This is a genomic window from Thalassospira lucentensis (genome assembly GCF_001613805.1).
Lineage (GTDB): Bacteria > Pseudomonadota > Alphaproteobacteria > Rhodospirillales > Thalassospiraceae > Thalassospira > Thalassospira lucentensis_A.
Window position 1 is genome coordinate 216,312 of the sequence record NZ_LPVY01000012.1, and the last position, 26,235, is coordinate 242,546.

The 26,235-nt window shown below is 56.1% G+C and carries 29 protein-coding genes; 14 read left to right on the forward strand and 15 right to left on the reverse strand.

Translation table 11 applies throughout. The features are described from left to right. Positions 1-86 precede the first annotated feature (86 nt). From AUP42_RS12080 to hisI, 5 genes are all read right to left on the reverse strand, one after another. Positions 87-770 (reverse strand): hypothetical protein, encoded by a 684-nt coding sequence (locus AUP42_RS12080; RefSeq protein ID WP_062951852.1) that lies wholly within the window; start codon positions 768-770, stop codon positions 87-89. A gap of 105 nt (positions 771-875) precedes the next feature. Beyond that, positions 876-1,514, reverse strand: coding sequence for a YitT family protein (locus AUP42_RS12085; RefSeq protein WP_062951853.1), 639 nt, complete (start codon positions 1,512-1,514; stop codon positions 876-878). A gap of 187 nt (positions 1,515-1,701) precedes the next feature. Then, a complete protein-coding gene (locus AUP42_RS12090) occupies positions 1,702-2,532 on the reverse strand; it encodes an aldo/keto reductase (protein WP_062951854.1) in 831 nt (276 codons plus the stop codon). Positions 2,533-2,835: 303 nt separating this feature from the next. Further along, positions 2,836-3,960: a CobW family GTP-binding protein gene (locus AUP42_RS12095; RefSeq protein ID WP_062951855.1), complete on the reverse strand. Its 1,125-nt coding sequence runs from the start codon at positions 3,958-3,960 to the stop codon at positions 2,836-2,838. A 9-nt stretch (positions 3,961-3,969) separates the two neighbouring features. Continuing rightward, a complete protein-coding gene (gene hisI, locus AUP42_RS12100; RefSeq protein ID WP_062951856.1) occupies positions 3,970-4,380 on the reverse strand; it encodes a phosphoribosyl-AMP cyclohydrolase in 411 nt (136 codons plus the stop codon). Between the two features lie 134 nt (positions 4,381-4,514). Between hisI and AUP42_RS12105 the strand changes: the two genes are divergently transcribed. The 4 genes from AUP42_RS12105 (at position 4,515) to AUP42_RS12120 (ending at position 7,710) form a co-directional block, all read left to right on the forward strand. Beyond that, positions 4,515-4,991 carry a Fur family transcriptional regulator gene (locus AUP42_RS12105; RefSeq protein ID WP_062951857.1) on the forward strand — a complete coding sequence of 159 codons (477 nt, stop codon included), beginning with the start codon at positions 4,515-4,517 and terminating at the stop codon, positions 4,989-4,991. Next, on the forward strand, positions 4,972-5,829 hold the full coding sequence (gene znuC / locus AUP42_RS12110) for a zinc ABC transporter ATP-binding protein ZnuC (RefSeq protein ID WP_062951858.1): 858 nt from the start codon (positions 4,972-4,974) through the stop codon (positions 5,827-5,829). Before AUP42_RS12105 ends, znuC begins: the two co-directional genes overlap by 20 nt. Continuing rightward, positions 5,814-6,629 carry a metal ABC transporter permease gene (locus AUP42_RS12115; RefSeq protein ID WP_062951859.1) on the forward strand — a complete coding sequence of 272 codons (816 nt, stop codon included), beginning with the start codon at positions 5,814-5,816 and terminating at the stop codon, positions 6,627-6,629. The genes znuC and AUP42_RS12115 overlap by 16 nt, the downstream gene beginning before the upstream one ends. Positions 6,630-6,708: 79 nt before the next feature. Then, complete coding sequence (locus AUP42_RS12120) at positions 6,709-7,710, forward strand: homoserine dehydrogenase (protein ID WP_062951860.1); 1,002 nt, start codon at positions 6,709-6,711, stop codon at positions 7,708-7,710. A gap of 42 nt (positions 7,711-7,752) precedes the next feature. On the opposite strand, the gene AUP42_RS12125 is transcribed toward AUP42_RS12120, so the two are convergent. After that, positions 7,753-8,676, reverse strand: a complete 924-nt coding sequence (locus AUP42_RS12125; RefSeq protein ID WP_062951901.1) for a LysR family transcriptional regulator — start codon at positions 8,674-8,676, stop codon at positions 7,753-7,755. 222 nt (positions 8,677-8,898) lie between these two features. Here AUP42_RS12125 and AUP42_RS12130 point away from each other — a divergent pair, with 222 nt between their 5' ends. Next, on the forward strand, positions 8,899-9,999 hold the full coding sequence (locus AUP42_RS12130) for an alkene reductase (RefSeq protein WP_062951861.1): 1,101 nt from the start codon (positions 8,899-8,901) through the stop codon (positions 9,997-9,999). A 77-nt stretch (positions 10,000-10,076) separates the two neighbouring features. Here AUP42_RS12130 and metC read toward each other — a convergent pair whose 3' ends face one another. Next, on the reverse strand, positions 10,077-11,261 hold the full coding sequence (metC, locus tag AUP42_RS12135; protein ID WP_062951862.1) for a cystathionine beta-lyase: 1,185 nt from the start codon (positions 11,259-11,261) through the stop codon (positions 10,077-10,079). Between the two features lie 235 nt (positions 11,262-11,496). On the opposite strand from metC, the gene AUP42_RS12140 reads away from it, so the two are divergent. Next, on the forward strand, positions 11,497-12,453 hold the full coding sequence (locus AUP42_RS12140) for a threonine ammonia-lyase (protein WP_062951863.1): 957 nt from the start codon (positions 11,497-11,499) through the stop codon (positions 12,451-12,453). Between the two features lie 127 nt (positions 12,454-12,580). Here AUP42_RS12140 and rpmF read toward each other — a convergent pair whose 3' ends face one another. The 5 genes from rpmF to AUP42_RS12165 all read right to left on the reverse strand — a co-directional run bounded on the left by rpmF (position 12,581) and on the right by AUP42_RS12165 (position 15,786). Further along, complete coding sequence (rpmF, locus tag AUP42_RS12145; protein WP_062951864.1) at positions 12,581-12,760, reverse strand: 50S ribosomal protein L32; 180 nt, start codon at positions 12,758-12,760, stop codon at positions 12,581-12,583. A 41-nt stretch (positions 12,761-12,801) separates the two neighbouring features. Further along, on the reverse strand, positions 12,802-13,476 hold the full coding sequence (locus AUP42_RS12150) for a GNAT family N-acetyltransferase (RefSeq protein WP_062951865.1): 675 nt from the start codon (positions 13,474-13,476) through the stop codon (positions 12,802-12,804). Beyond that, positions 13,473-14,024 carry a GNAT family N-acetyltransferase gene (locus tag AUP42_RS12155; RefSeq protein WP_062951866.1) on the reverse strand — a complete coding sequence of 184 codons (552 nt, stop codon included), beginning with the start codon at positions 14,022-14,024 and terminating at the stop codon, positions 13,473-13,475. The genes AUP42_RS12150 and AUP42_RS12155 overlap by 4 nt, the downstream gene beginning before the upstream one ends. A 24-nt stretch (positions 14,025-14,048) precedes the next feature. Continuing rightward, positions 14,049-14,906 carry a 3-mercaptopyruvate sulfurtransferase gene (sseA, locus tag AUP42_RS12160; RefSeq protein WP_062951867.1) on the reverse strand — a complete coding sequence of 286 codons (858 nt, stop codon included), beginning with the start codon at positions 14,904-14,906 and terminating at the stop codon, positions 14,049-14,051. 169 nt (positions 14,907-15,075) lie between these two features. Beyond that, the gene (locus AUP42_RS12165) at positions 15,076-15,786 is read right to left on the reverse strand and encodes an alanyl-tRNA editing protein (protein ID WP_082824751.1); all 711 of its coding nucleotides are present in this window, start codon (positions 15,784-15,786) and stop codon (positions 15,076-15,078) included. 281 nt (positions 15,787-16,067) lie between these two features. On the opposite strand from AUP42_RS12165, the gene AUP42_RS12170 reads away from it, so the two are divergent. After that, positions 16,068-16,874 (forward strand): hypothetical protein, encoded by an 807-nt coding sequence (locus tag AUP42_RS12170; RefSeq protein WP_156484609.1) that lies wholly within the window; start codon positions 16,068-16,070, stop codon positions 16,872-16,874. 84 nt (positions 16,875-16,958) lie between these two features. After that, positions 16,959-17,477 carry a hypothetical protein gene (locus AUP42_RS12175; RefSeq protein WP_062951870.1) on the forward strand — a complete coding sequence of 173 codons (519 nt, stop codon included), beginning with the start codon at positions 16,959-16,961 and terminating at the stop codon, positions 17,475-17,477. A 102-nt stretch (positions 17,478-17,579) separates the two neighbouring features. On the opposite strand, the gene AUP42_RS12180 is transcribed toward AUP42_RS12175, so the two are convergent. Beyond that, entirely contained in the window at positions 17,580-17,981 is a 402-nt protein-coding gene (locus AUP42_RS12180; RefSeq protein WP_062951871.1) for a nuclear transport factor 2 family protein, read from the reverse strand. A 102-nt stretch (positions 17,982-18,083) separates the two neighbouring features. Between AUP42_RS12180 and AUP42_RS12185 the strand changes: the two genes are divergently transcribed. Continuing rightward, complete coding sequence (locus AUP42_RS12185; protein WP_197468281.1) at positions 18,084-18,944, forward strand: AraC family transcriptional regulator; 861 nt, start codon at positions 18,084-18,086, stop codon at positions 18,942-18,944. A gap of 291 nt (positions 18,945-19,235) precedes the next feature. Further along, positions 19,236-19,514 (forward strand): hypothetical protein, encoded by a 279-nt coding sequence (locus tag AUP42_RS12190; RefSeq protein ID WP_062951872.1) that lies wholly within the window; start codon positions 19,236-19,238, stop codon positions 19,512-19,514. An 80-nt stretch (positions 19,515-19,594) separates the two neighbouring features. Here the strand turns inward: AUP42_RS12190 and AUP42_RS12195 are convergent, their stop codons facing one another. Both AUP42_RS12195 and AUP42_RS12200 read right to left on the reverse strand, forming a co-directional pair. Then, positions 19,595-20,758, reverse strand: a complete 1,164-nt coding sequence (locus tag AUP42_RS12195) for a PA0069 family radical SAM protein (RefSeq protein ID WP_231858260.1) — start codon at positions 20,756-20,758, stop codon at positions 19,595-19,597. 132 nt (positions 20,759-20,890) lie between these two features. Further along, positions 20,891-22,516 (reverse strand): inverse autotransporter beta domain-containing protein, encoded by a 1,626-nt coding sequence (locus AUP42_RS12200; protein ID WP_062951874.1) that lies wholly within the window; start codon positions 22,514-22,516, stop codon positions 20,891-20,893. 363 nt (positions 22,517-22,879) lie between these two features. On the opposite strand from AUP42_RS12200, the gene rfbB reads away from it, so the two are divergent. From rfbB to AUP42_RS12220, 4 genes are all read left to right on the forward strand, one after another. Continuing rightward, positions 22,880-23,935, forward strand: a complete 1,056-nt coding sequence (rfbB, locus tag AUP42_RS12205) for a dTDP-glucose 4,6-dehydratase (RefSeq protein WP_062951875.1) — start codon at positions 22,880-22,882, stop codon at positions 23,933-23,935. A gap of 112 nt (positions 23,936-24,047) precedes the next feature. Then, entirely contained in the window at positions 24,048-24,680 is a 633-nt protein-coding gene (locus AUP42_RS12210) for a LysE family translocator (RefSeq protein ID WP_062951876.1), read from the forward strand. Positions 24,681-24,794: 114 nt separating this feature from the next. Beyond that, on the forward strand, positions 24,795-25,322 hold the full coding sequence (locus AUP42_RS12215) for a TetR/AcrR family transcriptional regulator (RefSeq protein WP_062951877.1): 528 nt from the start codon (positions 24,795-24,797) through the stop codon (positions 25,320-25,322). Further along, positions 25,319-26,235, forward strand: a 917-nt coding sequence (locus tag AUP42_RS12220) for an MFS transporter (protein WP_062951878.1), incomplete at its 3' end; no start/stop codon positions are given. The genes AUP42_RS12215 and AUP42_RS12220, both read left to right, overlap by 4 nt.

Here is a 26,235-nt window from a genome sequence, read left to right on the forward strand (position 1 = left end):
GTCCCCCTTTTTTGTTAGACTTTGACGCCGACCAAACAACCAACTGAATTTAGCTTCAGAAGAGGACAAGCGACGATGCGGTGATGTCAATCATCGACGCCACATCGAATCAAGTTGACTTTAATCTGTTGATCGATGGCAGTTCGTGCACCAGCCGACCTGGTTCGTGCTTCTTGCAAGAACTCACGGTTCTTTCTGTATCGGATATAGTGATCCCCCTCCGGTTGTCCGCCCGGATCACGGGGTCTCATTCCATCGAGCACGGCCACCATTTCAAGTCTGGAATACAGTTCGAAGCTCAACGCCTTGGTCTTGTGTTCCTTGCAGATGCTCGAAATATGTCTTGCCCGGTCGGCTGCTTTTACGTAGGCATTATCAATCGCCGAATTGAGTTTTTTGAGTTCTTGGTGGCCGCTTTCGACCTGTTCAAACAGGCCTTCAAGGTGATCGATGGTGGTGTTCGACCAAGTCCACAGATCATCAACAGCATCGCGCGCCAGTTGCAGCGGGCCATTCAGGTCATCAGCCCGATGCAACTTTGCTTGGCGCAATGTTTGCCGCGTGCTGTAGATGACAAACAAGCCACCAGCCAAACCGAGTGCGCCGGCAAGGATGCTTTCCCATTGAATCCGTTTGGCGAAGCTAATCCAAAGAAGTCCATGATTAAGGTCGTAAACGTCACCGGTGATACCAATGGTAATCGGTGCTATGACGAAAATACAGAAAGCGATCACAATCGCGACAAGCACGGGTTTGGGAAGCTTGTTCATCAGATTTTCACTGTGTCACTAACATTACCGACCTTTAATAATCATGCCCATTTGGTTGCGGGTGCGTCAAAGGAAAATAATCGCGACATTCATAATGCGCGTTCATCATCGCGCAGCCAGATACCGGCCCGGGCGGTGGTTGAGTGCGATGATCAGGTTGAGCACGACGGCGCCTAGGATCGAGAGCAGGACCTTGTCGAATGGCAGGGTCAGGAAGGCGCAGGCGAGGATGACCAGATCAACGGCGAGCTGGAAGTAACCGGCACGGATGCCGAGGTGTTCCTGCAGGAACAGGGCGAGGATATTGATCCCGCCGAGCCCCGCCCGATGGCGAAACAGCATCAGAAGCCCGATCCCCATCAGCGCACCGCCAGCAATGGCGGCGAAGATCGGGTTGAGCATCGAAAAATCGATCCACATCGGCATCAGCTTTGAAAACACCGAGACAAGCCCGACCGCGATGAAGGTCTTGATCGTGAAAGCAAGTCCCATGCGTTTGAAGGCCAGCCAGTAAAACGGCAGATTGATTGCAAAGAAGATCACGCCAAAACCGATGCCGGTGGCGTGTTCGATCAGAAGGGCAGCACCTGCCGTGCTGCCGGTGACTAGCACGCTTTCGCTATAGAGCATCACACCGAGCGACACGACCATGGTGCCGAGCAGAAGCGCCAGCACATCCTCGTACAGGCGGTGGCCGAGATCGGGTTTGGTGGTGTCGGCGGCGTTGGTTGTGGTGCTGGTCATGAAGCGATCACGGGTCTGGGGATTGAATAGACTGTCAAATTACGCTTTTCGCATGTGCGAAGCAAGCCGGGGCTGGCGAGAGGGGGTAATTCGGCGGTTTTTGGCAGGGCGGGGGGCTTTAACGCAAAAGACCGGCCTGCTGGGGGCCGGTCTTGGTGGTTTTATGCGTGGTTTGTGCCGCTGCTTCTCAGGCGGCGCGATCCCATTCCGGGGCGAATTCCGGATCGATCAGGCGGCCGTCTGGTTTGGCGAGTTCGTGGATATCGGCCATGTCGGCGTCCGACAGTTCGAAATCAAAGATATCGAAATTGGCCCTGGCGTTTTTGGGCGAGCCGGATTTCGGGATCGCCATGACGCCATCCTGTTGCAGCAGCCAGCGCAGGGTGACCTGTGCCGGGGATTTGCCATAGGATTTGGCGATGGCCACCAGCGTTTCGTCATTCATCACCTTGGCACGTGCCAGCGGGCAATAGGCGGTCAGCAACATGTCATGGCTGCGCACGCATTCAAGCACCTTGGACTGGTCAAGATAGGGGTGATATTCGACCTGATTGACCGCAAGGGGCGCGTCGCTGTGGCCGACGGCGCGTTCGATCAGGGCGGTCGGGAAATTGGAAATTCCGATCAGGCGCGTCATGCCGAGGTTTTTGACCTCGTTCAGGGCTGCGATGGTTTCGCGCAGCGGGATTTCATCATTCGGCCAATGGAGCAGCAGCAGATCGACATGGTCAAGATCAAGCTTACGCAGGCTTTCGACCACGGACGTTTGCAGATCGCCGCTTTGGAATTTGTCGGGCCAGATTTTGGTGGTGAGGAAGTAATCATCGCGCGCAAGACCCGATGATTTCAGGCCGCGGCCAACCCCTTCCTCGTTATGATACATCTGGGCGGTATCGAAATGGCGATAGCCGATTTTGGCGGCTTCGGCGACCATATGTTCGGCGCTTGCGTTATCGAGCTCGTATGTCCCAAAGCCAAGTGCGGGGATTTTCGTACCCTGCCAGTTCCGGAAAATCATGATGTTCTACCCCCTTCGATTTGATTTGTTTGATTGTTTTGAGAGCTGTCACAAAGATAAGTCGCTGTTTGTGCCAAATTTAGTGCAGTGCAGCGGCATCGCAACCTGTACGGTTGGATGATTGGTGCTCTCCTTCGGTTTGGCGAGGGGATAGAATGCCGATGAAAAACGGCGAGAAAAAGGGCGACCGCAATAAATGAGGCCGCCCAAAGTTCAGGACTTAGAGTGAGGCTGTATCAAGCCAAGACCCAATCTGATCCAATTTCGGGTTGGGGGCCTTGATGTGGCTCAAATGCCAAAAAATCAGGATTTTTCGGCGGTTTCCGATACGGCGGCATTCAGGTGATAGAGCGATTCCCGGATGACCTGCGGGCCAAGATCCTTTGTGATAAACACGATTTTTGATCGGTGATCGTCATCCGGCCATGCGGGCAGGGTGGCGGGCGGGTGAAAAACATGCTGCACGGCATGGATCGCGACCGGGTTGCTTTCGCCGACAAGGTTCAGGATGCCCTTGACGCGCAAAAGGCTTTCGCCGCGCATCTGGGTGAAGATTTCCGCCCAGGTGACAAACGCATCCCAATGCAGCGGTTCGTCAAAGGTGATGCAGAAGGACCGGATATGGTCGTCATGCCGGTTGACGTCGTGCGAATGGGTGTGGTGGTGGTGATCATGGCCGTAATCATGATCATGATGGTCATGCGAATGATCGTGATCATGATGATCGTCGCCGTGTTGTTCGTAGGCCTCGTCGCGCAGCCATTTCTGCACATCCATGCTTTTGGTCGCCGGGTCATATAGCCCGGCATTGAACAGCTTGGCCGGATCAATATCGCCCATGGTGACGGCATGGATCGGGGCGGCGGGGTTCAGATGCCGCAGGCGGGCTTCAAGGGTTGCCAGCGTTTTGGCATCGGCCAGATCGGATTTGGTGATCAGGATGCGGTCGGCAACGGCGGATTGCTTTACACTTTCGGGATGGTCATCAAGCTGCCCGGCGCCATGCAGGGCATCGACGGTGGTCACCACGCTATCAAGGCGGAATTTGGCCGTCAGCAGCGGATCGGTCATCAGGGTATGCAGGATCGGGGCGGGGTCGGCAAGACCGGTGGTTTCAATGATGACCCGGTCAAATTCCGGTACCTCGCCACGTGTGCGTTTGACAAACAGATCACGCAAACCCGAAATCAGATCACCGCGCACCGAACAGCAGATGCAGCCGGAATTCAGCAGCACGACATCCTCGGACACCTCGCGCACCAGAAGATGATCAAGGCCGATTTCGCCAAATTCATTGATCAGAACGGCGGTTTTATCCATGCCATCGTGCGACAGCAGGGCATTGAGAAGGGTTGTCTTGCCACTGCCAAGGAAGCCGGTGATGACGGTGGTGGCAACGCGGTCAAGCTGTTCGTCGGAAATCGCCATATCTGATGCTTACTTTTTGCCGTAAAGGTCTTCGACGGCGATTTCGGGTTGGGAAATCACCACTTCCTCGCCATCGCGGGCGGCGAAATAGAAACAGTTGCGACGTCCCGTGTGGCAGGCAACGCCAAGCTGATCGACCTGTACCAGCACGGTATCCTGATCGCAGTCATAGCGGAAATCGATCAGTTTCTGTAGCTGGCCGGAGCTTTCGCCCTTGCGCCAGAGCTTGCCGCGCGAGCGTGAGTAATAGCAGACCCGGCCGGTTTCAAGCGTTTCGATCACCGCATCGCGGTTCATCCAGGCCATCATCAGAACCTCGCCGCTGTCATGCTGCTGGGCGATTGCCGGGATCAGGCCGCTTTCATTGAATTTCAGTTTGTCGGCAATCTTTGAATTGGCGGCTTTTGTGGTCTCGGTCATCGAAGGCTCCGGTCGATGGTTGTTGACTTTTTGCGGCAGTCACGTCAAGAAATGATATATTATAACATATCACCCTGTGCCACGGCTTTTTGCAGATTTCTGCATTTGCCCTGGCGTGACATCGGATGTGCGACATGACCGATCTATTCCCGCAAAAGGGCCACGATCACGATAGATGTATCGATAGCGCAATCGCGCAGGCAGAGAAAGTCTGCGAGGCGGAAAATGCGCGTTTTACCGATATGCGCCGCAAGGTGTTCAGCCTGATATGGCAATCACACAAGGCGGTTACCGCCTATGAGCTGCTTGATGCGCTTCAGGCCGAGGGGCAGCGCGTGCAGCCGCCGACCGTGTATCGGGCGCTGGAATTCCTGACCGATCTTGGACTGGTGCACCGTATTGAATCGCTTAATGCCTATTTCGGGTGCGATCAGCCTGATTGCGATCATCTGGGGCAGTATTTCATTTGCACCCGATGCGGTCGCGTTGCGGAAACGGTGGATGAGGATGTAAGCATCGCGGTGCGCAAGGCCGCAAAAAATGTTGGGTTTAAAATTCAGGCGACCACTGTTGAAATCAAAGGCCTTTGCCATGACTGCACCACTCATTGAAGGACGGGGACTGATCCTGTCCTTTGGCAATGAACGGGTGCTTGATAACGTGACGCTTTCGATCAATGCGGGCGAGATCATGACCCTGATCGGCCCAAACGGGGCGGGTAAATCAACACTGGTCAAAACCCTTCTGGGGCTTCAGAGCGCCGATCAGGGCGAGGTGATCCGCAAGCCGGGCCTTCGTATTGGCTATGTGCCCCAAAAGCTTGCCATTGATCAGGTTTTGCCGATGACGGTGAAGCGGTTCCTGACACTGACCCGTTCGGCATCGCGCGGTGATTGCCAGAAGGTTCTTGAACAGGTCGGTGCCAGCCATGTGATCGATAGTCAGATGAGCAGCCTTTCGGGGGGCGAGACGCAGCGCGTGATGCTGGCGCGGACATTGTTGTTGCGCCCGGATTTGCTGGTGCTGGACGAGCCGACCCAGGGGGTTGATGTGACCGGGCAGGCGGAGCTTTATCGCCTGATTGATGATATCCGGGCCGAGCTTAACTGTGCGGTTCTGATGATTTCGCATGATCTGCATCTGGTGATGGCAAAGACCGATCAGGTGGTGTGCTTTAACCGGCATGTCTGTTGTTCCGGAATCCCCGAAACCGTGCGCCAGCATCCTGAATACAGATCCCTGTTTGGCGATCGGGCGGCGGATGCGATTGGCATTTATACCCATGCGCATGATCACGAACATGACCTTGCCGGGCATGTCGTTGATGGCGGGGATGGCCATGATCATCATCATGGGCATGATCATGTTCACGGGCCGGGATGCGCGCATGGCCATCATCATCATCATGAAGAAATCGACGAAAAAGATCGGATATGGCGGCCGCAATGATGGATGATTTTCTGACCCGTGCGGTGATCGGCGGGATTTTGCTGGCGTTTGTCTGCGGGCCGTTCGGGGCGTTTATCGTCTGGCGACGCATGGCGTTTTTTGGCGATACGCTGGCGCATTCGGCGTTGCTGGGTGTCGCACTTGGACTTTTGATGGGGGTCGATGTCCGGATCGGGATGATTGCCACCTGTCTTGCCGCCGCCCTGATCCTTGCCATCGGGCAACGCCAAAGCCGCCTTGGCAGCGATACGGTTCTGGGGATGCTGGCGCATTCGACACTGGCGCTTGGCATGGTGGCCCTTGCCTTTGTGAAGGGGATTGCGGTTGACCTGATGGCCTATCTGTTTGGAGATATTCTGGCGGTCAATGTTGCCGATATCTGGCTTTTGGGGCTGGGCGGTGGATTGGCGCTTCTGGTGCTGGTCTGGATGTGGCGGCCGTTGCTGGCGCTGACCGTCAGCCCGGAAATTGCAGCAGCCGAAAGCATTCCGGTCGAACGGCTGCGTCTGGTTTTCATGCTGCTGATGGCGCTTGTGATTGGCATGGCGATCAAGATTGTCGGGGTTCTTCTGATCACGGCCCTTTTGATTGTGCCGGCCGCCAGTGCCAGGTTCTTTGCCAGAACGCCCGAGCAAATGGCGATTGGTGCGGCCCTGTTTGGGGCGGCGTCCGTCATGGCCGGGATCAGTCTTTCATGGCATGTCGATAGCCCGGCCGGGCCAAGCATCGTGATTTCGGCGGCGGGGTTGTTCCTGCTGGTCGGGATGGCATCCCCCGTGATTCGCCGTTTGCGGGGATGATCCGGTATCGGTAATGTTTGGATTGCGCGCTAAGCGTGCTCGAAAACGCGCAGTTTTAAATGAAACAGGGACGGACACTATGCGGGTGATCAGGGTTGCGATTGCGGGTTTTGGGGGCGTTGGCCGCGCCACGGCAAATCTGCTTTTGGCACGGCGGGCGCATTACCGCAGCGTTTACGATACGGATGTTCGTCTGGTGGCGGTGTGTGGATCGCGTTCCGGGCTGTTTGATGCAGACGGGCTTGAGGCCGATCAGTTTGATGCGCTGGAACCGGGCCTGAGCGGGCCGGACTTTATTGGCAAGTCCGGGGCAGATGTCCTGATTGAAGCCGGGCCCAGCGATTTCCGCACGGGCGGCCCGGGGCTTGCCTATATTCACTCGTCCTTGTCCCTCGGTCGGGACACGATTGTGATTTCCAAGGGCGCGCTGGTCCATAGCGGGCGGGAATTGCGCGATCTGGCGAAGGCATCGGGGGCGATTTTAAAGCTGAGCGGCGCAAGTGCCGCGGCCCTGCCGACCATTGATCTTGTGGAACATAGTCTGACCGGGTGCCGGGTTTTAAGTGTCGAAGGCATTTTGAATGCCACGACCAATTTCCTTCTGGATGCGATGGTTTCGAAAGGTGTGGGCTTTGACGCTGCCCTGCAAGAGGCGCAAAAAGGCGGCTTTGCCGAAGCAGATACGCGCAATGATACCGAAGGCTGGGACACGGCATGCAAGCTGTTGCTTCTTGCCAATTTCGGCCTGGGGGCGGAGCTTGTGATGGATGACCTTGTTGTCGAGGGCATTCACGGCGTGACCGCAGACCGGATTGATGCGTGGCGGGCGGAGGGCCTTGTTCCGAAGCTTGTCGGCAGTCTGGAATGTGCGGATGACGGGACGATTTCTGCGCGTGTCGGTGTCAGGGCCTATCCCAATTCCGATCCCCTGGCGCAGGTCAGCGGCAAGAACAAGGCAATCAGGATCACCACCGATGCCATGGGCGAGACAATCGCCATCGGATGTGGTGAAGAGCCGCTGGCGACAGCCGCCGCAGCCCTAAAGGATTTTGAGCATATCCTGAAAGCCAGAGTGGCCTGATTTTTGCGCCGATCTTTCTTCTGGCCACTGTGTGCGAGAGGTCTAGTGCTGTGGATTGGACGGGCATTGCGGCATGACGCCATTTGCGAAGGCCGCTGATAAGACCTCGATCAGGCAGCGAACCCGTTTGGGTTGGTTGCTGCCAGCAGGATATACGATTTGAAGGTCGCTTTCGGGGGGTGAAAAGTCGGTCAGGACCGGAATTATCCGGCCTTCCCTGACGTCGTTTTCGATATCCCAGTGGGCCTTCATGCCGATCCCGTATCCACCCAGAACCCATTGACGAATCAGGGAGCCATCATTGGCACTTTTATTGCCGCGAACCGGGATCATCTTGCGTTTACCATCAATGACGAACGGCCATTCCTGATCAAGCTGATTGCCAAATCGCATGACAAGACAGTTGTGATTGGCAAGGTCCGCCGGGGTTTCGGGGGTTCCGTATCTGGCAAGATATTCCGGTGATGCGCAGGCGAGGCGATAGCTTGGGCCGAGGCGACGGCGCATCAGGCTGCTGTCTGTCAGCGTTCCGTAGCGAACTGCAAGGTCAATGCCTTGGGCAACGATATCGACATATCCATCCGACAGGACAAGATCGATCCGGATAGCGGGATGCATTTCCATGAACTGATCAAGGATCGGCGCCAGCCGGTTCCGGCCAAGGTCGAAGGTGGCACTGATGCGGATCAATCCTGAGAGGTGATCGACCCCATGTCGAATTTGTGATTGCAGATCGCTGGCTTCGCCAACCAGTTGCCGGGCACCGTCCAGAAGCAGGCGGCCTTCATCGGTCAGGCTGATGGCCCGGGTGGTACGATTTAGAAGTCTGGCACCATAATGATCTTCCAAAGCACTGACGCGTTCGGATACCGATGCCGGGGAATAGCCAAAATCGCGCCCGGCGGCGGCAAGCCCGCCTTTTTCAACGATGAGGACAAAGAGTGACAGATTGGCCAGCAGATCCATTGTTCGGATTTCCCAAAAAGAATTTGCGAAATTTTGCCAATTATTTTGAAAAACCGCAATTGATAAGGTTGTCTCAATGACCCCCAACGCCCCGGTCATACCGGAAAGATTGCCGTGTGATTGAGTTATCAGCAATTTCGCAATTTGCTGTTCGCCCCAACCCCGCAATCACGCGGACCTTGTATGGCCGGGGCATCTGAATGGATGGAAAGAGACGTGACGATGAAGAGCTTTTTGTTCGCAAACCACGATCTGCGTGGGATTGATGTTCCCAACCGGATCGTAATGGCGCCGATGACCCGTTGCCGTACCGATCAACCGGGCGATATTCCGAACGATCTGATGGCAACCTATTATGCGCAGCGTGCGACTGCCGGTCTGATCATTTCCGAGGCAACCCAGATTTCCAAGCAGGGGCAGGGCTATTCTTTCACCCCCGGGATTTATAGTGATGATCAGGTTGCTGGCTGGCGCAAGGTGACCGATGCAGTTCACAAGGCTGGCGGGCGTATTTTCCTGCAGCTTTGGCATGTTGGCCGCATGAGCCACGAAAGCTTTCACGCGGATGGCAAGCCGGTTGCACCATCGGCCCTGTCGCCGGATGCACAGGTTTGGGTGGCCGATCCTGTGACGGGGGTGGGGGGAATGGTTGATTGCCCGGTCCCGCGCGCCCTGACACTTGAAGATATTGCCGGTGTGATCGAGGATTTCCGCAAAGGGGCGGCCAATGCAATTGCCGCCGGTTTTGACGGTGTTGAGCTGCACGGGGCGAATGGATATCTGATCGATCAGTTCCTGCGGACAACATCAAACCAGCGCGACGATATTTATGGCGGTAGTCAGGAAAACCGCATTCGGTTCCTTAAGGACGTTTGCAAGGCGGTTGCCGATGAAATCGGTGCGGACCGGGTCGGTATCCGTTTGTCGCCCTTTATCACCCAGCGCAATATGAACGATCCGGAAATCATTGATACGATGCTGAAAGCATCCGAAGAGATCGAGCGTATCGGGCTTGCCTATATCCATCTGTCGGAAGCCGATTGGGATGACGCGCCGCAAATCCCCGAACAGTTCCGCAAGGATTTGCGCAATGTTTATTCCGGCACGATCATCGTCGCGGGCAAATATACCAAGTCGCGTGGTGAGGCGATCCTGAAAGCCGGTTATGCGGATCTGGTGGCCTATGGTCGTCCGTTTGTCGCCAACCCTGATCTGGTGGCGCGTTACAGAAATGATCTGCCGCTTGACGAGCTTGATGGGGCAACGTTGTTTGGTGGTGACGGCAAAGGTTACACCGACTATATGCCGAGCAAAGCGGCATAAACCGTTATATTGGTTCGATGTATTAAAAATGGCGCGGATGCTTCCGCGCCATTTTGCATTTTCGGGGCGTCTTTGCCTTAGGCCATTTCAAGTCGTGCAAACCCGGCTTCCAGATCGGCGATCAGATCGTCGGTGTCTTCAAGGCCGATATGAAGGCGGATCAGTTGGCCGTCTTCGTCCCATTTGGTCGCGGTGCGGATGTTTTTGGGATCAGACGGCAGGATCAGGCTTTCGAAGCCGCCCCAGCTAAATCCCATGCCAAACAGATCCATGTGATCGACCATATTGGCGAGCTGCGGCTTTGTGACCGGTTTCAGAATAAAGGAAAACAGGCCGCTTGCGCCGATGAAGTCGCGTTTCCAGATGGCATGGCCCGGATCGTCGGGTAGGGCCGGGTGCAGAACGCGTTTGACCTCCGGGCGGGTTTGCAGCCATTGGGCGACCTTGATGCCGCTTTCATGATGCTGGCGCAGGCGCACGCCAAGCGTGCGAAGCCCGCGTTGTGCGAGATAGCAATCATCAGGACCAACCGCATCGCCCGAGATGATGATCTGTTTCTTGATGGTCAGCAGGTCTTCTTCGGTCGCGGTGGTAATCGTGCCCAGCATGACGTCGGAATGGCCGACGATGTATTTCGTGCCGGCCTGTACCGATACATCAACCCCCATGTCAAACGGGCGGCACAGCATGGGGGACGCCCAGGTGTTATCAAGCAAGACCTTGACCCCGCGTGCACGGGCCGCCGCAGAAATCGCCGGGATATCCTGCATTTCGAAAGTCAGCGAGCCCGGGCTTTCGCACCAGATGAGGGCGGTATTGTCGCGAATCAGGCCCGCGATATCGCCACCGATGGCCGGATCGTAATATTCGGTTTCAACGCCAAAGCGTTTGAGAAACGTGTTGCACAGATTGCGCGTCGGGTAATAGGTGCTGTCGGTGACCAGAATATGATCGCCCGGTTTGACAAAGGCCAGGATCGCGTTGGTGATCGCCGCCACACCGGACGATACGCAGAGGGTGCCAAAGCCGCCTTCAAGTTCGGCAACCGCTTCTTCAAGCAGGAAGCGTGTCGGGGTGCCGTGCCGCCCGTAAGTCACCTTGCCCGGTGAGGATGCCCCGGCCTTTTCAAGATCGGCCAGGGTTTCAAACAGAATGGTCGAGGCATGCAGAACCGGCGGGTTGACCACACCGTGATATTCACTGGATCGGCGACCGGCATGGACCAGTTTTGTTGCGGGCTTTTGGGGGCGGTTACCTGACATGGGTGGCTTTTCTCCTTGGATGCGCCGGGGGTGACGACGCGACGACGCTCGGGGGGCCTTGAATTTGTTCCATAACTCAAAGCATTTCATGTCACCGGGTTCAAGGTTTTTTCACCGCAAAGAGTTGTGAAATCGCCATTTTGCGATATTTCAGTCCTTATGCCTCGCGTCCGGTTTCGGGCCGCGTTACAACAGATAAAACCCGTCCAACCAAGTCCGACTTGCAGGAGGCCCCGTGCTCGAACTTCAGGATTTTCGTGCCGCGCGTCGCGCCATTTCCGATCACATGCGCCTGACGCCGGTATTTGCCGCCGGTATTTATAGCGACAGGTCGGTTTTCCCCGACCGGGATCGCATTCCGGACCTGTATCTGAAGCTTGAAAACATGCAGGTATCGGGCTCGTTCAAGGCACGCGGTGCGATGAATGCCGCCCTGGCCCTTGATGAAGACAAACGCGCCGTGGGGCTTTGTACCGCATCAGGCGGCAATCATGGCATGGGGGTGATCAATGCGGCCCGTGTGCTGGGCGTGCCGGTCAAAATATTTTTGCCGACCAATACGCCAAAGCCGAAGGTTGAAAAGCTGCGCAAGCAGGGTGTTGACGTCGCATTGACCGGTGCGGTCTGGGACGATGCCAACCGGGCAGCCATGGATCATGCACGTGAAAGCGGCATGGCCTATATCCATCCCTTTGCCGATCCCAAGGTGATTGCAGGGCAGGGCACGATTGCGCTTGAGATGCTTGAACAGCAGGCCGACCTTGATACGCTGGTGGTGGCGATTGGCGGTGGCGGGCTTATTTCCGGTGTGGCAACGGCGGCCAAGCTTTTGCGGCCCTCGATCCGGGTGATCGGGGTTGAGCCGACAGGCGCCCCGACCTTGTTCGAGAGCATCAAGCATAACGAGGTCGCGACATTGCCAAGTGTGAATACGGCGGCAACCAGTCTGGCGCCGCGTCAGTCATCGGCATTGAATGTCGATCTGATTGGCCGGAATGTCGACCGGATCGTTCTGGTCAGTGACGATGAAATGCGCGATGCGGCACGCTGGCTGTGGCGGGAGTTGGGTATTGCGGTCGAGCTTTCGGCGGCGGCCGGGATTGCCGCGGTACTGACCGACCGGCTGGGTGTCGATAATCCGGGCAAGATCGGGATTGTGATTTGCGGTACGGGATCGGACGGAATGGCGTGATCAAATAAAAAAGGACGAAGCCGCGGGGCTTCGTCCTTTTTTAAACCAAACGCCATCCGAAAAACGGATGGCGCGGAAACTTGTAGCGTCGCAAACCGCCAAAGAGCCAAAGCTCTCCGGTGCGGAATTACATCTTCGGCTCGACCACCTGACGACCACGGTACATACCGGTGTTCAGGTCAATGTGGTGCGGGCGATGCAGTTCGCCGGTTTCTTTGTCTTCGCGGTACGAGCCCTTGGCGAGCTTGTCATGCGAGCGACGCATGCCCTGACGGGACTTGGTCACTTTTTTCTTTGGCACTGCCATGGGTCATCATCCTCTGGCTTGGGTAAACTCAGGCGCGCTTGTTAACGTGCGCGCTCGGGAAAGTCAACGATCAAAGTGCCGGAATTTTCATTTTCCTGCGACCTGTCGGCATTTTTGCCGTTGCCCGGACCGGCATCATGATCAACATGATGGTCGATATGCGGGATCAGGCCGGTATCACGCGGATCGTCAACAATATCTGTTCGCTGGTCGTATACACCAAAGCCTGCCTTCTGGTAAGCCCCCAAAGCACTTGGATGATCCAGCGAGCATGTATTGACTGTTATGCGTTGCGGTTTAAGGCCCCAGGCCGTGTCAATCGCCCAGTTCAGAAGGTATTTGCCATACCCCTTGCCGATGAAATCGGGGATCAGGCCCATATAATGCAGGTCGATCACGCCGTTTTCTTCAAGATCGGTCAGGTCCAGTTCGGCAAAACCGGCCGGGACACCCGCGACATAAAGCACGTAAACGTGGGTTTCGGGCTTGGCGAGGATTTCGGCAAGTTCTTCATCGCCCATCAGGCGGCGCAACCACCACAGCCAGGGTTCGCCGACCGTATTATAAAGGTAGCGATAAAAGGACAGGGTGGGGTTTTCGGCGCGCACGATGGCGACCTTGCCTGGCGGGATGGTGGCCGCAGGGCGATCTGGCGGATCAAGCATTTCAAGGAAGGTGACGACGACTTCCAGCTTGCGCGGATTGGATGCACTCATGACTTCAGCCTTTTTCGCATAACCACAAAATCGTTACCGATTTCAGATGTTTGCGCATTGGTTCGCGGGACGGTTTCGATAATTTCATAACCGAGCTTGCGATAAAAATCACGCACTGCCGGGTCTGTGACGGTGACCTTGTTTACAGCAAGGCCAGTGGCGGCAAGGATATCCTCGGCCAGCGCCAGAAGGCCCGACCCAAGGCCGGTACCGCGCGCATCATTGGCCACGGCAAGATAGTGAACCCAGCCACTTTCGCCGTCATGACCGGCCATGACAGTGCCGATGATTGTAGCGTCTTTTGCCGATCGTGCCAAAATCACGCTGCCGCGCCCGGAATTCAGGCATGTGGCGAGATCACGACCGGCATCATGGCCCGGTCCGGTCAGCCCGGACTTCTGCCAAAGGGTGCCGATGGCGGTGATGTCGTGCGCGGTCGGTGATTGCAGTCTTTCAAGAAAAAAGCCCGGTTCTTCCTTTCTGTCACTTTTGCCTGCCGCTTTGTTCGCGGCGGCATCGGTTTGGGACAGGGTGAGGGAACCGGGCATTTTCATATCTGTTGATGGTTGGCGTTATGCCGGGCCTTTGTCGACCGGGCTTCCCTCCGTGCTGGCCCATTCGGCCCAGGAACCGTCATAGACCGCGACTTCCTTTTTCCCGGCGATATAGGCACCAAGGGCGAGCACGCAGGCGGTCACGCCCGAGCCGCAGGATGTGACAACCGATTTATCAAGATTGACACCGGCATCATGGAAAGCGGTGCGAATGGCATCGGCGTCCTTGAAGGTGCCGTCAGCATTCAGGAGCCTGTCAAACGGCAGATTGTAAGAGCCCGGCACGTGGCCAGCCTTGCCCCACGGTTCGTCGGCCTCACCCGTGAAGCGTTCGGTTGCGCGGGCATCGACCAGTTGTTCGCGTTTGCTTTTGACGTTTGCCAGCACCTGATCATATTCGCGCAAAAGGAAGCTGTTGGCGCGCGCGGTGAAATGGCGTTCGCGCGGCGGGGTTGGTGCATCGGTCACCGGGCGTTTTTCTGCAAGCCATTTCGGCAGGCCGCCATCCAGCACGGCGACATCGTGATGCCCGAAATGGCGCAGCATCCACCATGCCCGGCAGGCGGCAAGGGCCGATCCTGTCTGGCCGTAAACCACGATGCGGACACCGTCGCCAAGGCCAAGCTTGCGGACCTTGGCCGAAAACTTGATCGCGTCGGGCATCATGTGGGGAAGCGGTGCGCTGTCATCAGCAGCGATTTCGTCGATATCGAAGAATACCGCGCCCGGAATATGCTGCGCGTTATAAATCTCGCGGGCATTTTTGTTCTGGGCGGGCATGTACCAGCTCGCATCGACGACGCGAACGTCGGGTGCATCAAGGTGATCCGCAAGCCACTGGGTGGAAACCAGTGCGTCGGAAGTTGGGTTGGTCATCAAAGAGACTCCGGTTTGCAATGGTGGGTATTGCGCGATCCGGGGCGTTTCCGCAGATCTGTATCTTCAAACTCAAATGTTTCTTGTTTTAATTTCTATCCGTCCTGAAAGCGCATGGCAATATCCCGACTTGATTTGTGGATATGCCGATTGCGCGTTTCCGGGGAATTCATTCATCAAAGACGATATTGATGCGGCGGTTCTGGCGGCCTTTCTTTTCGATCTTGGCAACCAGAACCCTGCCGATTTCAGCCGTGCTTTTGACATGCGTTCCGCCGCAGGGCTGATAATCGATCCCCTCGATCGTGACGGTGCGGATGCTGTTGCCATCCATTGGTGGTTGCACCGACATGGTGCGGACCAGTTCAGGGTTGGCTTTAAGCTCTGCCACGCTGATTTCGCCGTCATAGACCCCGGCATTGCTTGCGATCAGCTCGTTTAGCCGAGCGGTCAGTTCATCCTTGTCCGGGGCCTCGTCAGGCAGATTGAAATCAAGTCGCGCCTTGTGGGCGGCGATATTGCCGCCTGTGACGTCGCCTTCGACAATTGCACAGAGCAAATGCAGGCAGGTGTGAAAGCGCATCAGGCGATGGCGGGTTTCCCAATCCAGTTCGGCCGTGATCGTATCGCCGATTGCTGGCAGATCGTGATCCTCTGCGATGATATGCAGGATTTTGCCGCTGTCGCGGTCCTTGATCGTGGTTGCGACCGGCATTTCGCGGCCATCGGCGGTTTTGAAAATCCCGACATCGCCGGTCTGGCCGCCGGCGGTGGCGTAAAACACGGTCTGGTCCAGTTCGATGCCGCGGTCCGAGATCGAGATGACCTTGGCGTCGCAGTTCCGGCGATAGGCGTCTTCACGAAATAAAAGGCGGGTCACAGACTCCTCCATAATTGGTGGCGATCAGATCGCGTGACCGTCAGTTTGCCGCCTAAATCGGGGAGGCGGCAGATGTGCCTTTGGTGGGGCTGGGCAGCATCGCGGTGGCGGTCCGGTCTGAAATCTTGCAGTGAAATCATGGTGCTGCCGGAAGGCTTGGTTTGTCGAGGGATTTTTGTGAATTCAGATTGTGTATAAATTGATACATATTTTGGAATTGATGTTGATAATGATACGATATGTATGATATCCCCTTGGCCCAAATTGGGGGTGAAAGAAACTTGGCTGCTGTTATTCATGTCAAACTGACGGGCGAAGGTGATTTCGGGCCGGTGGATCTCGAATGTGCGATTCCGCCTGCGCGCCTGCCTTTGGTGATGGCGGCCCTGTTTGGTTCTCCGACCAATTTGCGGGCAGGGGCGGCGCAAGGGGGCGGTGCGGTTGATCATGGGGCAGCTTCTTCGGGGGCTTCGATGTCGCCTGCTATGTCGGCTGCCACGTCCTCTTCCATGTTACCTGCGGCATCATCTCCGTCTGCGCCATCTTCGTCATTCGGGCCTGGTGGCTCTTTGCGGGAAATGCCTGCTGGCGGGCAATTCCCTGTAACGGCGCGGTCGGATCGATCCGGCCCGGGGCTTTCACCGGCCCGGTCGGCTATTGCGGGCGAGGCTGCATCTGGACAGGAAAACGTAACGGGGCAGGCGGCCGGGCAGGCCGTTGGGCGCTATTTCGGTGGGGCCGGTCTGCTTGGCGAAGGTGCTGCGGATGCGATTGATCCGGCGAATTTCCTGATTGGATATATCGGCAGTCTGGGCGATCTGATTGCCCGGCTGCAGCCGCGTGGTTTTGCCGAAACGATCCTGATTGCCGCGATCTGGCTGCATTACCGCGACGGGCGCAGTTTTGTGACGCGTGACGATATCCGGCGGTTGTTACGGCGGCAGGAACATCTGCGCATGCCAAAGAATTTCGGCCGTGATTTTCATAGCGCAATCGCACGGAGCTATATCGAACCGGTTGACGGGGACGGGGGATTTGCCGCCACCGGGACCGGATATCAGTGGTTTCGTGATGCTTGTATTAAATGATACAAAAAGTCGATAAAGTGGTTGACGTAATGTATTGATAATGTATCATTCTCGACGTGGGACAAGAAAACAGGCGGGGACAAAATGCGGGAATGGGAAGTACGGACAAGCTGCAGGGTCTGGCGTGGCCGATATGTGATCCGTGGGGGCGTTGATCGCATTGCCAGTGATATCGTCACCCTGCAGCAAAGCCGCTTTCCGGGGATTGAAACCGGCAAGGTTTCTCTTCGGGTTGTGACCATGGCGGTGATGGCAGTTCTGGCCGAGGAATGCTGCGAAGACGGCGTGACGGCAGCGGAACTTTCGTTTTTGCTGACCACATGCCTTGGTCGGCCGATTTCGCCGACCCGGATCGAACGCGAAATGGAAACGCTTTCGGGTTTGGTCTGGTCGGGGCCATGGGGTGCGGAAACGCTTTATGTTCTTGAAAAGCGCGGTCTTCGCTTTTTTGAAAGCGCGCGCATGATGGCGATGAATGACACCGACGCCCAAAGCAAGGATTTGACAGAATATACAGGCGCGGAGGAAGGCGTGGACGGGCAGGAAATTGATCCTTCAATTATTGCCCGTCCGGCCCCCCACGTGCGTTATCGACTGGTTTAAGCTGCACATTAAAGCAGGTTTTCAGGCGGAGGTGATCAACAGGTCACCTCCGTTTTTCATGTCATGATTTTGATGCTGCCCTTGGCTTTTTAGGCGATGATTTCAGTGGGCAATCCGCGAGGCCAGATCGCTGTCTTCTTTGGCACCAGCAATCAAATGCGACAGTTCCTCAATCCGTGAAATCTTGCCGTCCCGCATTTCGTAAAAAGTCAGAACCTTGCATGTCATTGTTGATCCATCTTTTTTGATGGCATCGACGATATGGATGTCGGCGATGCTGTTATTTGACGTGATGATCTTTTCAAACCGCACATGCGAGGATTTCAGGATTGATTTCAGCGTGCGGGCATGTGCGAGGAAATCCTGCAAATCAAGTGTTTTGCCATCGGCAATCTGAACATAATCCGATGTGAATAGATGCAAGAGATCCTCTGCCGGGTGTTCGGGGTCGAGCAATAACCCAAACAGGTTTTCGAGAAAGATGCGTGTTTCGTCATGTGTCATGGGGCTGTTCCATTGATTGAAGAGGTTCTAGCCACCTTGACGATAGGTGATGAAATATGGCCAATCTAACCCATCGAAGCCAATCAATACGGTGTTTTGGCCATGTCTGACTTTTTGATCGATCCAGATGTTCTTGCGACGCTGAAAAAGCCTGCGTCATCACATGCGGGGAGTGCACAGGAGGGCGTTGAGGGTGACGTTGTGTCAGGCAGCGAAACCCGCCTGGCTGTCCGGGTTGTGATGCGCGAGACCCCAATTCCACGGGAAACCGGCGCGCATTCCCATCCGCAGGGGCAGTTGATCGGAGCGGTTTCAGGATTGCTGAGTATCTCGACCGATCATGGTAAATGGGTGGTTCCTGCTATCAATGCATTCTGGGTGCCGCCGGGAATGGAGCACGGACTGGTTTCGCACGGGCCGTTTCGCGGATGGAGCGTTTATGTCGGTCCCCACCTTTGTGCCGGGTTGCCAGATTACCCAAGGGCGTTGCGTACCAGCGAGCTGTTGATGGCGGCCATTCGTCGTGCTGCGGGTTGGGGGGATGGGCCGCAATCGGATGCCGAGGCACGCATAGCCCGGATTATCCTTGATGAAATTGCGGCAACCCCAAAGGAAACACTGGGATTGCCGATGCCAAAGGATCTTCGTCTGGTGCGTCTGGCGCAAGCCTTGATGGCGGATCTTTCTGATGGCAGGTCGATGACGCAATGGGCCGACTGGGCCGGAATTCCGTGCCGCACATTGGGGCGACGCATGTTACGGGAAACAGGCTTTGGTTTTGGTCAATGGCGGACGCGGGCGCGCATGCTTGCAGCACTCGAGATGCTGGCGGGCGGATTATCGGTAACGACAGTCGCACTCGATCTGGGATACGAGAATATCAGCGCGTTTATTGCAGCATTTCGCAAAACCTATGGCGTAACGCCTGCACGCTATTTTGCCCCCGACGGAGAGCAGGGGTGATTTCCAGATCGGGCCTGCCGGTAACACGGCTTATGGCAATTTCATCTGGCCCGCAGCGGCGGGGCGATCAGGGCCGCTGCAATCAGGCTTGACCTGACAGCATAAGGTACGTAATGATTTGAGGATGGAAAACATTGTTACACATCAGAACGCCTATTTTACGTCGTGCACATAGCGCGGCGCCTGTTGATGTGTTTGTAAATTAAACCAAGACCGGCTGCCCCAGGGCGGCCTTTGTTTTTTCCATAAACCGGTTTGCCCGAGGTGGCCCACCAACAAGGAAACCGGAAAATGACCCATATCTCCCTTGCTGATCGTATGCCGACACTTGATTTCACGCCCAATGCCCTGAAGGACGGGATCGGGGTGGTGCCGCTTATTCTGATGGCGGGGTTTGCCGATACCATTACGGCGGCGAGCGAGCTGATCGCAAGTGGTGCGGTCATGATCGAGAACAGACAGATTGTTGATCCCGATCATCATATCCTGAGTTACGCGTTTGATGATGGCGAAGTCTTGCGCCTTACCGTTGGCGGCCAAAGGACGATGCTGATCCGTCGTGCGGCGTGATCGGGGCAGATTGATCGGCTTGGTGCCCGCCGGTCGCGCGAGCAGGGCTTGGGGGCGAGGGGGCGATGTTGCTGGTGATCTCAGAACAGCGACATCTGCCCGTTCGCGTTCGGGTGGACAAAGCCGCTGCAATCAAGGTTGAGCGACCGGCCGGTCATGCCGTGTTTTTTGCGTGCGGCATCAAACCGCCTGGCAATCAGATCGGCAATCGGGCCGGTGCCGCGCATGCGGGTGCCAAATTCGGATTGGTATCGTTCGCCGTCGCGCATCTGGCGGATCAGCGACATGACCTTTGCCTTGCGGTCGGGATAATTTGCTTCGAGCCATTCTTCGAACAGGTCGGCGATTTCAAGCGGCAGGCGGACGACGATGTGCGACACGGAGGTTGCCCCGGCATCACGCACCGCCGCGACCAGATTTTCGATTTCCATGTCATTGAGGCCGGGAATGATCGGCGCGCACAGGACCGTGACCGGAATACCGGCATCGGCAAGCTTGCGAATGGCATCAAGCCGACGGTGCGGGGCGGAGGCACGCGGTTCAAGAAGGTTGGACAATCTGTGATCAAGGCTTGTAACCGATACCGCGACCGACGCGCGGTTTCTGGCGGCCATTGGCGCGATCAGATCAATGTCGCGGGTGACAAGCGCGCCCTTGGTGATGATCGAAAAAGGATGGTGGCAATCGCCAAGCACCTTGATGATGGATCGGGTCAGTTGCTTTTCACGTTCAACCGGCTGATAGGGATCGGTGCTGGTGCCAATGACAATCGGGGCGGGCATGTAGCTTTTGACGGCGAGCTGTTTGCGCAACAGAGCCGGGGCGTCGGGTTTCCAGAACAGTTTTGTTTCAAAATCCAGCCCCGGCGACAGGCCCAGATAGGCGTGGGTTGGTCTGGCAAAGCAATAGATGCAGCCATGTTCACAGCCGCGATAAGGATTGATCGAACGGTCAAACGGCACGTCCGGGCTTTGATTTTTGGTAATCACGCTGCGCGCGCCATCAATGCCAAGGGTGGTACGGATGCGCGATGCGTCCTGATCTTCCATCAGGCTGGTCATCCAGCCATCATCAATCGCCTGATGGCTATGGCGTTCAAATCGGCCATCAATGTTCGATACCGCCCCGCGGCCTTTTTGTCGGCGCGCGGGCAGCAGATCCGGATTAAAATCCGGATGGCTCCATCCTTCGCCCGGTTGGGCGGTTTCGATGTGATCGGATGTCGGTTCGATGATGTTTCGCATATGTTCAAAATATAGAACAAAATAGGAACATTCAAGCGAAATACGCAGTGCCCAAGTTGCCCGCACCGATGTCAACGCGGGCAGCGGCAGACCTTTGATTTGACATCATCCGGCTATCAACAGCTTTCCTGATTACGGGCAGGTTGGCGTTGCTGTCGTGAAACTGATGGAGCCGGTGTTTGTCCCGCCACCGACATTGCATGTGCTTACATTGCCGCTGTTACCGGCGCCGGAGAGGTTCGTATTGTTCAGGTTAAAGAAGATCAGGTGGTTGTTTGTCGCCCCGCTGACATTGAGTGTGTTGTTCTCGAAGACGAGGTTGTCTGATCCGATGACTGACAGGGCATAGGCAAAGGTATCGTTACTGGTGGCTGTGATCGTATTACCGCGAATGACGGTGTTTTGTGCGTTTCCGATAACCTGTATGCCAAAGGACGTGTTGCCCGTAGCGTTGCTGGTCAATGTGCTATTGATGATTTCGACGTTATTCACGCCGTTGATCCGCACTGCTGTGGTCGCACCCGCGGAGGTGGTTGAGACGGTAACGCCGACAAGGCGGCTGTTGCTGGCCATGTTGAAAATATGGCTTGGACTGCCGAAACCGACCGGGGAGGATCCTTCACCGCTTAGGCTGGCACCCGGTGTGGTAATGGTTACGGTACGACCGGAAGGTGTTGTAACGTTGAGGTCGCCAACCCCCATGATGGTTTGGCCGTTTTGAACATCAAGGCGGCTGTTCACGTTGGCAAAACTGCCATTCAGGATCACGGTCGAATTGGCACCGGCGGATGATATGGTCGTGGCAAGGTCGGCACTTGATGTTGTTGCGCTGCTGACAAGCGTGATGGTGTTGCCGTTGGCCGTGCTTGTTATTTCCTCTGCCGTGGTGAATTGCCCGGCCTGACTGACGATATCAATGTCGCGTATGATCGGATCGGTCATGCGGCGTTCGATAGCGTTCAGGCGCGGTTTGGGATTGTCGCCAAAATCCTGAAGCGGGATGCGCAGGCGGAAGCTGGCAAAGCTTTGTGTGCCGCGCGGATCGTCATGCTGGATTTCAGCCCCCAGCGAAAAGCGCGAGCCTTCCCACAGGAACGGTATTTCATCAAAGGTCAGGTCAAGCCGCCCGCGAGGTCCCTGTACTGTGTCCACATCGTCGTCGGTAAAGCGATAGCCGCCTGCGTAAAGGCGCAATTGTTGTGGTGCCGTGGCTTCAAACAATGGTGCGCGCCAGCCGATTTCGGCATCAAACCCGCGAAGGGCGCGCTCTTCGCCCTGACGGTACATGATCGTGGTGCCGGAAAAATCCACCGTACTCAGACTGTCTTCGATATAGCTTGTCTTGCCGACCGGCATATAGGCATTGGCGCGAAAATCCCAGTCAAGCGAGAGCGCTTCGGCCCCGAAAGTCACCTGATTGAATTTGTTGTCATACGCGCTGTGGCGGCGATCAAAATAACCATAGCCGCCAATATTCCAGCCGCTATCAAGCATCTGGCGAATGCCGACACCGAAATTGCCCTCGTGACTGTTGGCATCATCCATCCGCGCACGGATATTGGCAAAGGTCAGGGTATCGTCATCCTGCCATAGCGGAATGAACAGATCGGTTTCGCCAAGGTTGCGGTCGGTGCCGGCCTTGCCTTCCAGATCGATATGCGGTCCCCATTTGTTGCCGCCTTCCGCGTCCTGAGCATGCGCGGATGGCGCAAAAGCGACGGCGCAGCTACAGACAAATCCAACCGCATATTTTTTCATTTTTTGTCTTCAATCATTTTGCTCTGGCTTCTGCGCGACAGGAAAAATCGCTGACATATTGCGCATCAGTCAGGCCGGCAGTTAAGCCAGTTCATGAAATGCAAGTCCGAGGATTAGGGGATTTGTGCATGGGGTGCCACTGCAACGGCAGGGATGCGATATTTTCCTGCGCAAATTGTATAACCACTGCGCTTTATGGATAGAAAACAGGGTGAGGCGCGTAAAAGAGGACTATTGAGTCCCGTCTTTTCATCGACCTTTTAAATTGCCTTTTTGATTGCCATTTCAATTGCCATTTCGGGGCCATTTTTAGGTGTTTTTCTGTCGGGTAAGAAAAAGACCAACAGGATAAAGGTGTTAGTGATGCGCGTCATGGTGACTGGCGGGGCGGGATTTATCGGATCAGCCCTGTGTCGTTATCTGGTTCTTGAACGTGGCTGGGAAGTGCTTAACCTTGACAAACTGACCTATGCCAGCGATCTGCGCAGTCTTGATACCATCGATCATCTGCCGAATTATCAATTCATCAAGGCCGACATTGCCGATCCGCTTGCGGTTGCGGCGGCCCTTCATGATTTCGGCCCGGATGCGGTGATGCATCTGGCGGCGGAAAGCCATGTGGACCGGTCGATTGACGGGCCGGGGACGTTTATCAACACCAATGTTGTCGGGACCTATCACTTGCTTGAAGCGGTGGCCGTTTACTGGCGCGGCCTTTCGCCGGATGATCGGGAACGGTTCCGGTTCCATCACATATCGACCGACGAGGTTTACGGATCGCTTGGCCCCGATGATGGGCTGTTTACCGAACAAAGTCCGTATCGGCCCAATTCCCCCTATGCCGCAAGCAAGGCATCATCGGATCATCTGGTGCGGGCGTGGTGCCATACCTATGGCCTGCCGGTGGTGATCAGCAATTGTTCGAACAATTATGGTCCGTTCCAGTTTCCGGAAAAATTCATTCCGCTGATGATCATCAATGCCCTGCGTGGCAGGAAGTTGCCGGTTTATGGCGATGGCCGCAATATCCGCGACTGGCTGCATGTTGATGATCATGCCCGTGCGCTGGCGCTGATTGTCGAGCAGGGCCGGGTCGGGGAAACCTATAATGTCGGCGGGCGGAACGAGGCGCGCAATATCGATATGGTGCGCCAGATATTCGATCTGGTATGTGAACTGGCCGAGGATGTGCCGATCACGAAATTTGACGATATCGTCGAATTCGTCACCGACCGTCCGGGGCATGATCATCGTTATGCGATTGACGCGACAAAGATCGAGACCGAGCTTGGCTGGAAGGCGACGCATGATATTGCATCGGGCCTGCGCGAGACGGTGCAATGGTATATCGACAATCGCGACTGGTGGCAGGCGATCCTTGATCATGAATATGATCTGCAACGGCTGGGGCAGGGCTGATTTCGCCCTGCTGGCCGGGATAAGGGGCGATGTATCGGTACAATCGCGCGCTTGCCGGTTTTTACAATCCATCTATAGTTTCGTGGCCACCCCCTTTTAAGGAGCCACCCTGATGGATTGGGCACAGTTTATCAGCTTCACACTTGTCACCGCCCTTCTGGTGATGTCGCCGGGGCCCAATGGCGTCCTGATTGCCAAAACCGTTCCGACATCCGGCCGTGCGGCAGGCTTTGCCAATGTTGCCGGTTTCGTGACTGCCTTTTACCTGCATGGCACATTGTCGATTTTGGGGATCTCGGTGATCCTTGTGCAGTCGGCGCAATTGTTCATGATGGTGAAGATTGCCGGTGCGGCATATCTTTGCTGGGTCGGGTTCAAGGCGCTGCGCGAGGCATGGCGCGGGGTTAAAACCGATGCCGAAGTTGCCCCGGCCAAACGCCGCAGGACGCTTCTGGTGGCGTACGGCGAAGGGTTCCTGACCAATGCGCTTAACCCCAAGGTATCGATTTTCTACCTTGCGGCATTTCCGCAATTCATTCCGGTCGGCGAGGGCGCGATTACATCGGCCTTCATGCTGGTTTGTGTGCATGCCAGCATCAATATCATCTGGTTTTCGACCATGATCATTCTGTTGTCGCGCCTGACCGGGATGGCACGCAATGGATCGTTTCAGCGCGCGTTAAAGGCCGTGACCGGCAGCGTGTTTATTGCGTTTGGCATCAAGCTTGCGATGTTCCGGCCTTAACGGCGTTTCATGCGCTGAAATCGGACCTGGTTGCCGTGTCGGGTTGTCTTGCAGGGCAAACCGGCAGGGGCTGCTTGTGTTGACAGTGTAAAACGATCGTTTTACACTTTACCCATGGATATCAAGACAAACCTTATTGCAACGGCCGAGCGGCTTTTTGATCGCAATGGCTTTAGCGCAACCGGCATGGATCGGCTGACGCAGGAAGCGGGTCTTTCCAGTCGCACGCTTTACAAACATGTCGGCAGCAAGACAGCGCTTATGGCGCTGGTGCTTGGCGCGCGCGAACGGCGTTTCATGGAACGCCTTGATGTGCAGACCGTTGATGAAATCTTTGACGTGCTGGGACAATGGACACGTGATGAAGGCGGGCGTGGATGCCTGTTTTTGCGAAGTTACGGTGAAACCGGGGGTGACATCCCGGAAATTGCCAATGTTGTCCTGACGCACAAAGACGCAACCAGAGCCAAAATTGCCGAAATCGTTCAGCGTGATCTGGGGGCCGGGGATCATGGGGAACTGACAGAACAGATTTTGGTTTTGTTTGAAGGGGCGGTGGCCGCTGCGGTTTATCGCGGGATGGATGCCATAAGTGCCGCACGCAAGGCTGCGGCCATTCTTGTTGCACAGGCGCGTTCATGAAGCCCGATTTCAAACCTGCCATCAGCCCGGCGGTTCAGATTGGTCTTGTCGGCTTTGCGCTGATTGCCATTTGTTATGGTTTTGCCCGATTTGCCTTTGGGCTTCTGTTGCCGCAAATCGATGCGGAATTGTCACTTGGCCCGACGGTTTCCGGGGTGATTTCCGGCGGGTCATTTTTGGGTTATTGCCTGTTCATTATTATTTCTGCGATTGCGACCGAACGCGTTGGCCCCCGCGTGGTTGCGACGGCGGCGGCATGTGTTGCCGCCGTCGGCATGGCCGGGATTGCCGTTGCACCGGATGCGGTCTGGCTGGCGGTGGCGGTCATGATTGCCGGGGCCAGCACCGGTCTGGTATCGCCGCCGATGGCCGCGGCTGTTGCGGTGGCAGTGCGACATGACCGGCAGGATATGACCAATACCGTGATCAATGCCGGGACCAGTGTTGGCGTGATGTTATCGTGGCCGATTGCGTTGATGATTGGTGGGCAATGGCGGCTTGTCTTTGCCGTCTTTGCCGGTGCCGCCATTATCCTGACGATTGCCCTTATACGGACAATTCCGAGCGGGACAAAGGCCGCGGCCAAGCAGGCCAAAGGTGGAATGCCGTCCCTGAAAGGGGATGTCGCCAGATTGATTTGTGCGGCCTTTCTGATGGGGGCGGCAAGCACGGCAATCTGGTCATTTGGCGGGCAGCTTGCGCGGATGCAGCTTGATCTGGGGGAAAGCGGCAGCGGTGCATCGTGGGTTGCCATCGGGATCGGTGGTATTGCCGGTGCATGGGCAGGCGCATTTGTGGCCCGGTTCGGGATCAACCGGGTGCACTGGGCTTTTCTGGCACTGATGGCGATCGGTATTCTTGCCGCGGGAACAGGCACGTTTATGGCCGTAACGTTCACAGGCGGGGGTTTTTT

Coding starts and splice junctions, on each gene's coding strand:
- AUP42_RS12080 (WP_062951852.1), bottom strand. CDS start 770: ATGAACAAGCTTCCCAAACCCGTGCTTGTCGCGATTGTGATCGCTTTC.
- AUP42_RS12085 (WP_062951853.1), bottom strand. CDS start 1,514: ATGACCAGCACCACAACCAACGCCGCCGACACCACCAAACCCGATCTC.
- AUP42_RS12090 (WP_062951854.1), bottom strand. CDS start 2,532: ATGATTTTCCGGAACTGGCAGGGTACGAAAATCCCCGCACTTGGCTTT.
- AUP42_RS12095 (WP_062951855.1), bottom strand. CDS start 3,960: ATGGCGATTTCCGACGAACAGCTTGACCGCGTTGCCACCACCGTCATC.
- hisI (WP_062951856.1), bottom strand. CDS start 4,380: ATGACCGAGACCACAAAAGCCGCCAATTCAAAGATTGCCGACAAACTG.
- AUP42_RS12105 (WP_062951857.1), top strand. CDS start 4,515: ATGACCGATCTATTCCCGCAAAAGGGCCACGATCACGATAGATGTATC.
- znuC (WP_062951858.1), top strand. CDS start 4,972: ATGACTGCACCACTCATTGAAGGACGGGGACTGATCCTGTCCTTTGGC.
- AUP42_RS12115 (WP_062951859.1), top strand. CDS start 5,814: ATGGCGGCCGCAATGATGGATGATTTTCTGACCCGTGCGGTGATCGGC.
- AUP42_RS12120 (WP_062951860.1), top strand. CDS start 6,709: ATGCGGGTGATCAGGGTTGCGATTGCGGGTTTTGGGGGCGTTGGCCGC.
- AUP42_RS12125 (WP_062951901.1), bottom strand. CDS start 8,676: ATGGATCTGCTGGCCAATCTGTCACTCTTTGTCCTCATCGTTGAAAAA.
- AUP42_RS12130 (WP_062951861.1), top strand. CDS start 8,899: ATGAAGAGCTTTTTGTTCGCAAACCACGATCTGCGTGGGATTGATGTT.
- metC (WP_062951862.1), bottom strand. CDS start 11,261: ATGTCAGGTAACCGCCCCCAAAAGCCCGCAACAAAACTGGTCCATGCC.
- rpmF (WP_062951864.1), bottom strand. CDS start 12,760: ATGGCAGTGCCAAAGAAAAAAGTGACCAAGTCCCGTCAGGGCATGCGT.
- AUP42_RS12150 (WP_062951865.1), bottom strand. CDS start 13,476: ATGAGTGCATCCAATCCGCGCAAGCTGGAAGTCGTCGTCACCTTCCTT.
- AUP42_RS12155 (WP_062951866.1), bottom strand. CDS start 14,024: ATGCCCGGTTCCCTCACCCTGTCCCAAACCGATGCCGCCGCGAACAAA.
- sseA (WP_062951867.1), bottom strand. CDS start 14,906: ATGACCAACCCAACTTCCGACGCACTGGTTTCCACCCAGTGGCTTGCG.
- AUP42_RS12175 (WP_062951870.1), top strand. CDS start 16,959: ATGCGGGAATGGGAAGTACGGACAAGCTGCAGGGTCTGGCGTGGCCGA.
- AUP42_RS12180 (WP_062951871.1), bottom strand. CDS start 17,981: ATGACACATGACGAAACACGCATCTTTCTCGAAAACCTGTTTGGGTTA.
- AUP42_RS12185 (WP_197468281.1), top strand. CDS start 18,084: ATGTCTGACTTTTTGATCGATCCAGATGTTCTTGCGACGCTGAAAAAG.
- AUP42_RS12190 (WP_062951872.1), top strand. CDS start 19,236: ATGACCCATATCTCCCTTGCTGATCGTATGCCGACACTTGATTTCACG.
- AUP42_RS12195 (WP_231858260.1), bottom strand. CDS start 20,758: ATGCGAAACATCATCGAACCGACATCCGATCACATCGAAACCGCCCAA.
- AUP42_RS12200 (WP_062951874.1), bottom strand. CDS start 22,516: ATGAAAAAATATGCGGTTGGATTTGTCTGTAGCTGCGCCGTCGCTTTT.
- rfbB (WP_062951875.1), top strand. CDS start 22,880: ATGCGCGTCATGGTGACTGGCGGGGCGGGATTTATCGGATCAGCCCTG.
- AUP42_RS12210 (WP_062951876.1), top strand. CDS start 24,048: ATGGATTGGGCACAGTTTATCAGCTTCACACTTGTCACCGCCCTTCTG.
- AUP42_RS12215 (WP_062951877.1), top strand. CDS start 24,795: ATGGATATCAAGACAAACCTTATTGCAACGGCCGAGCGGCTTTTTGAT.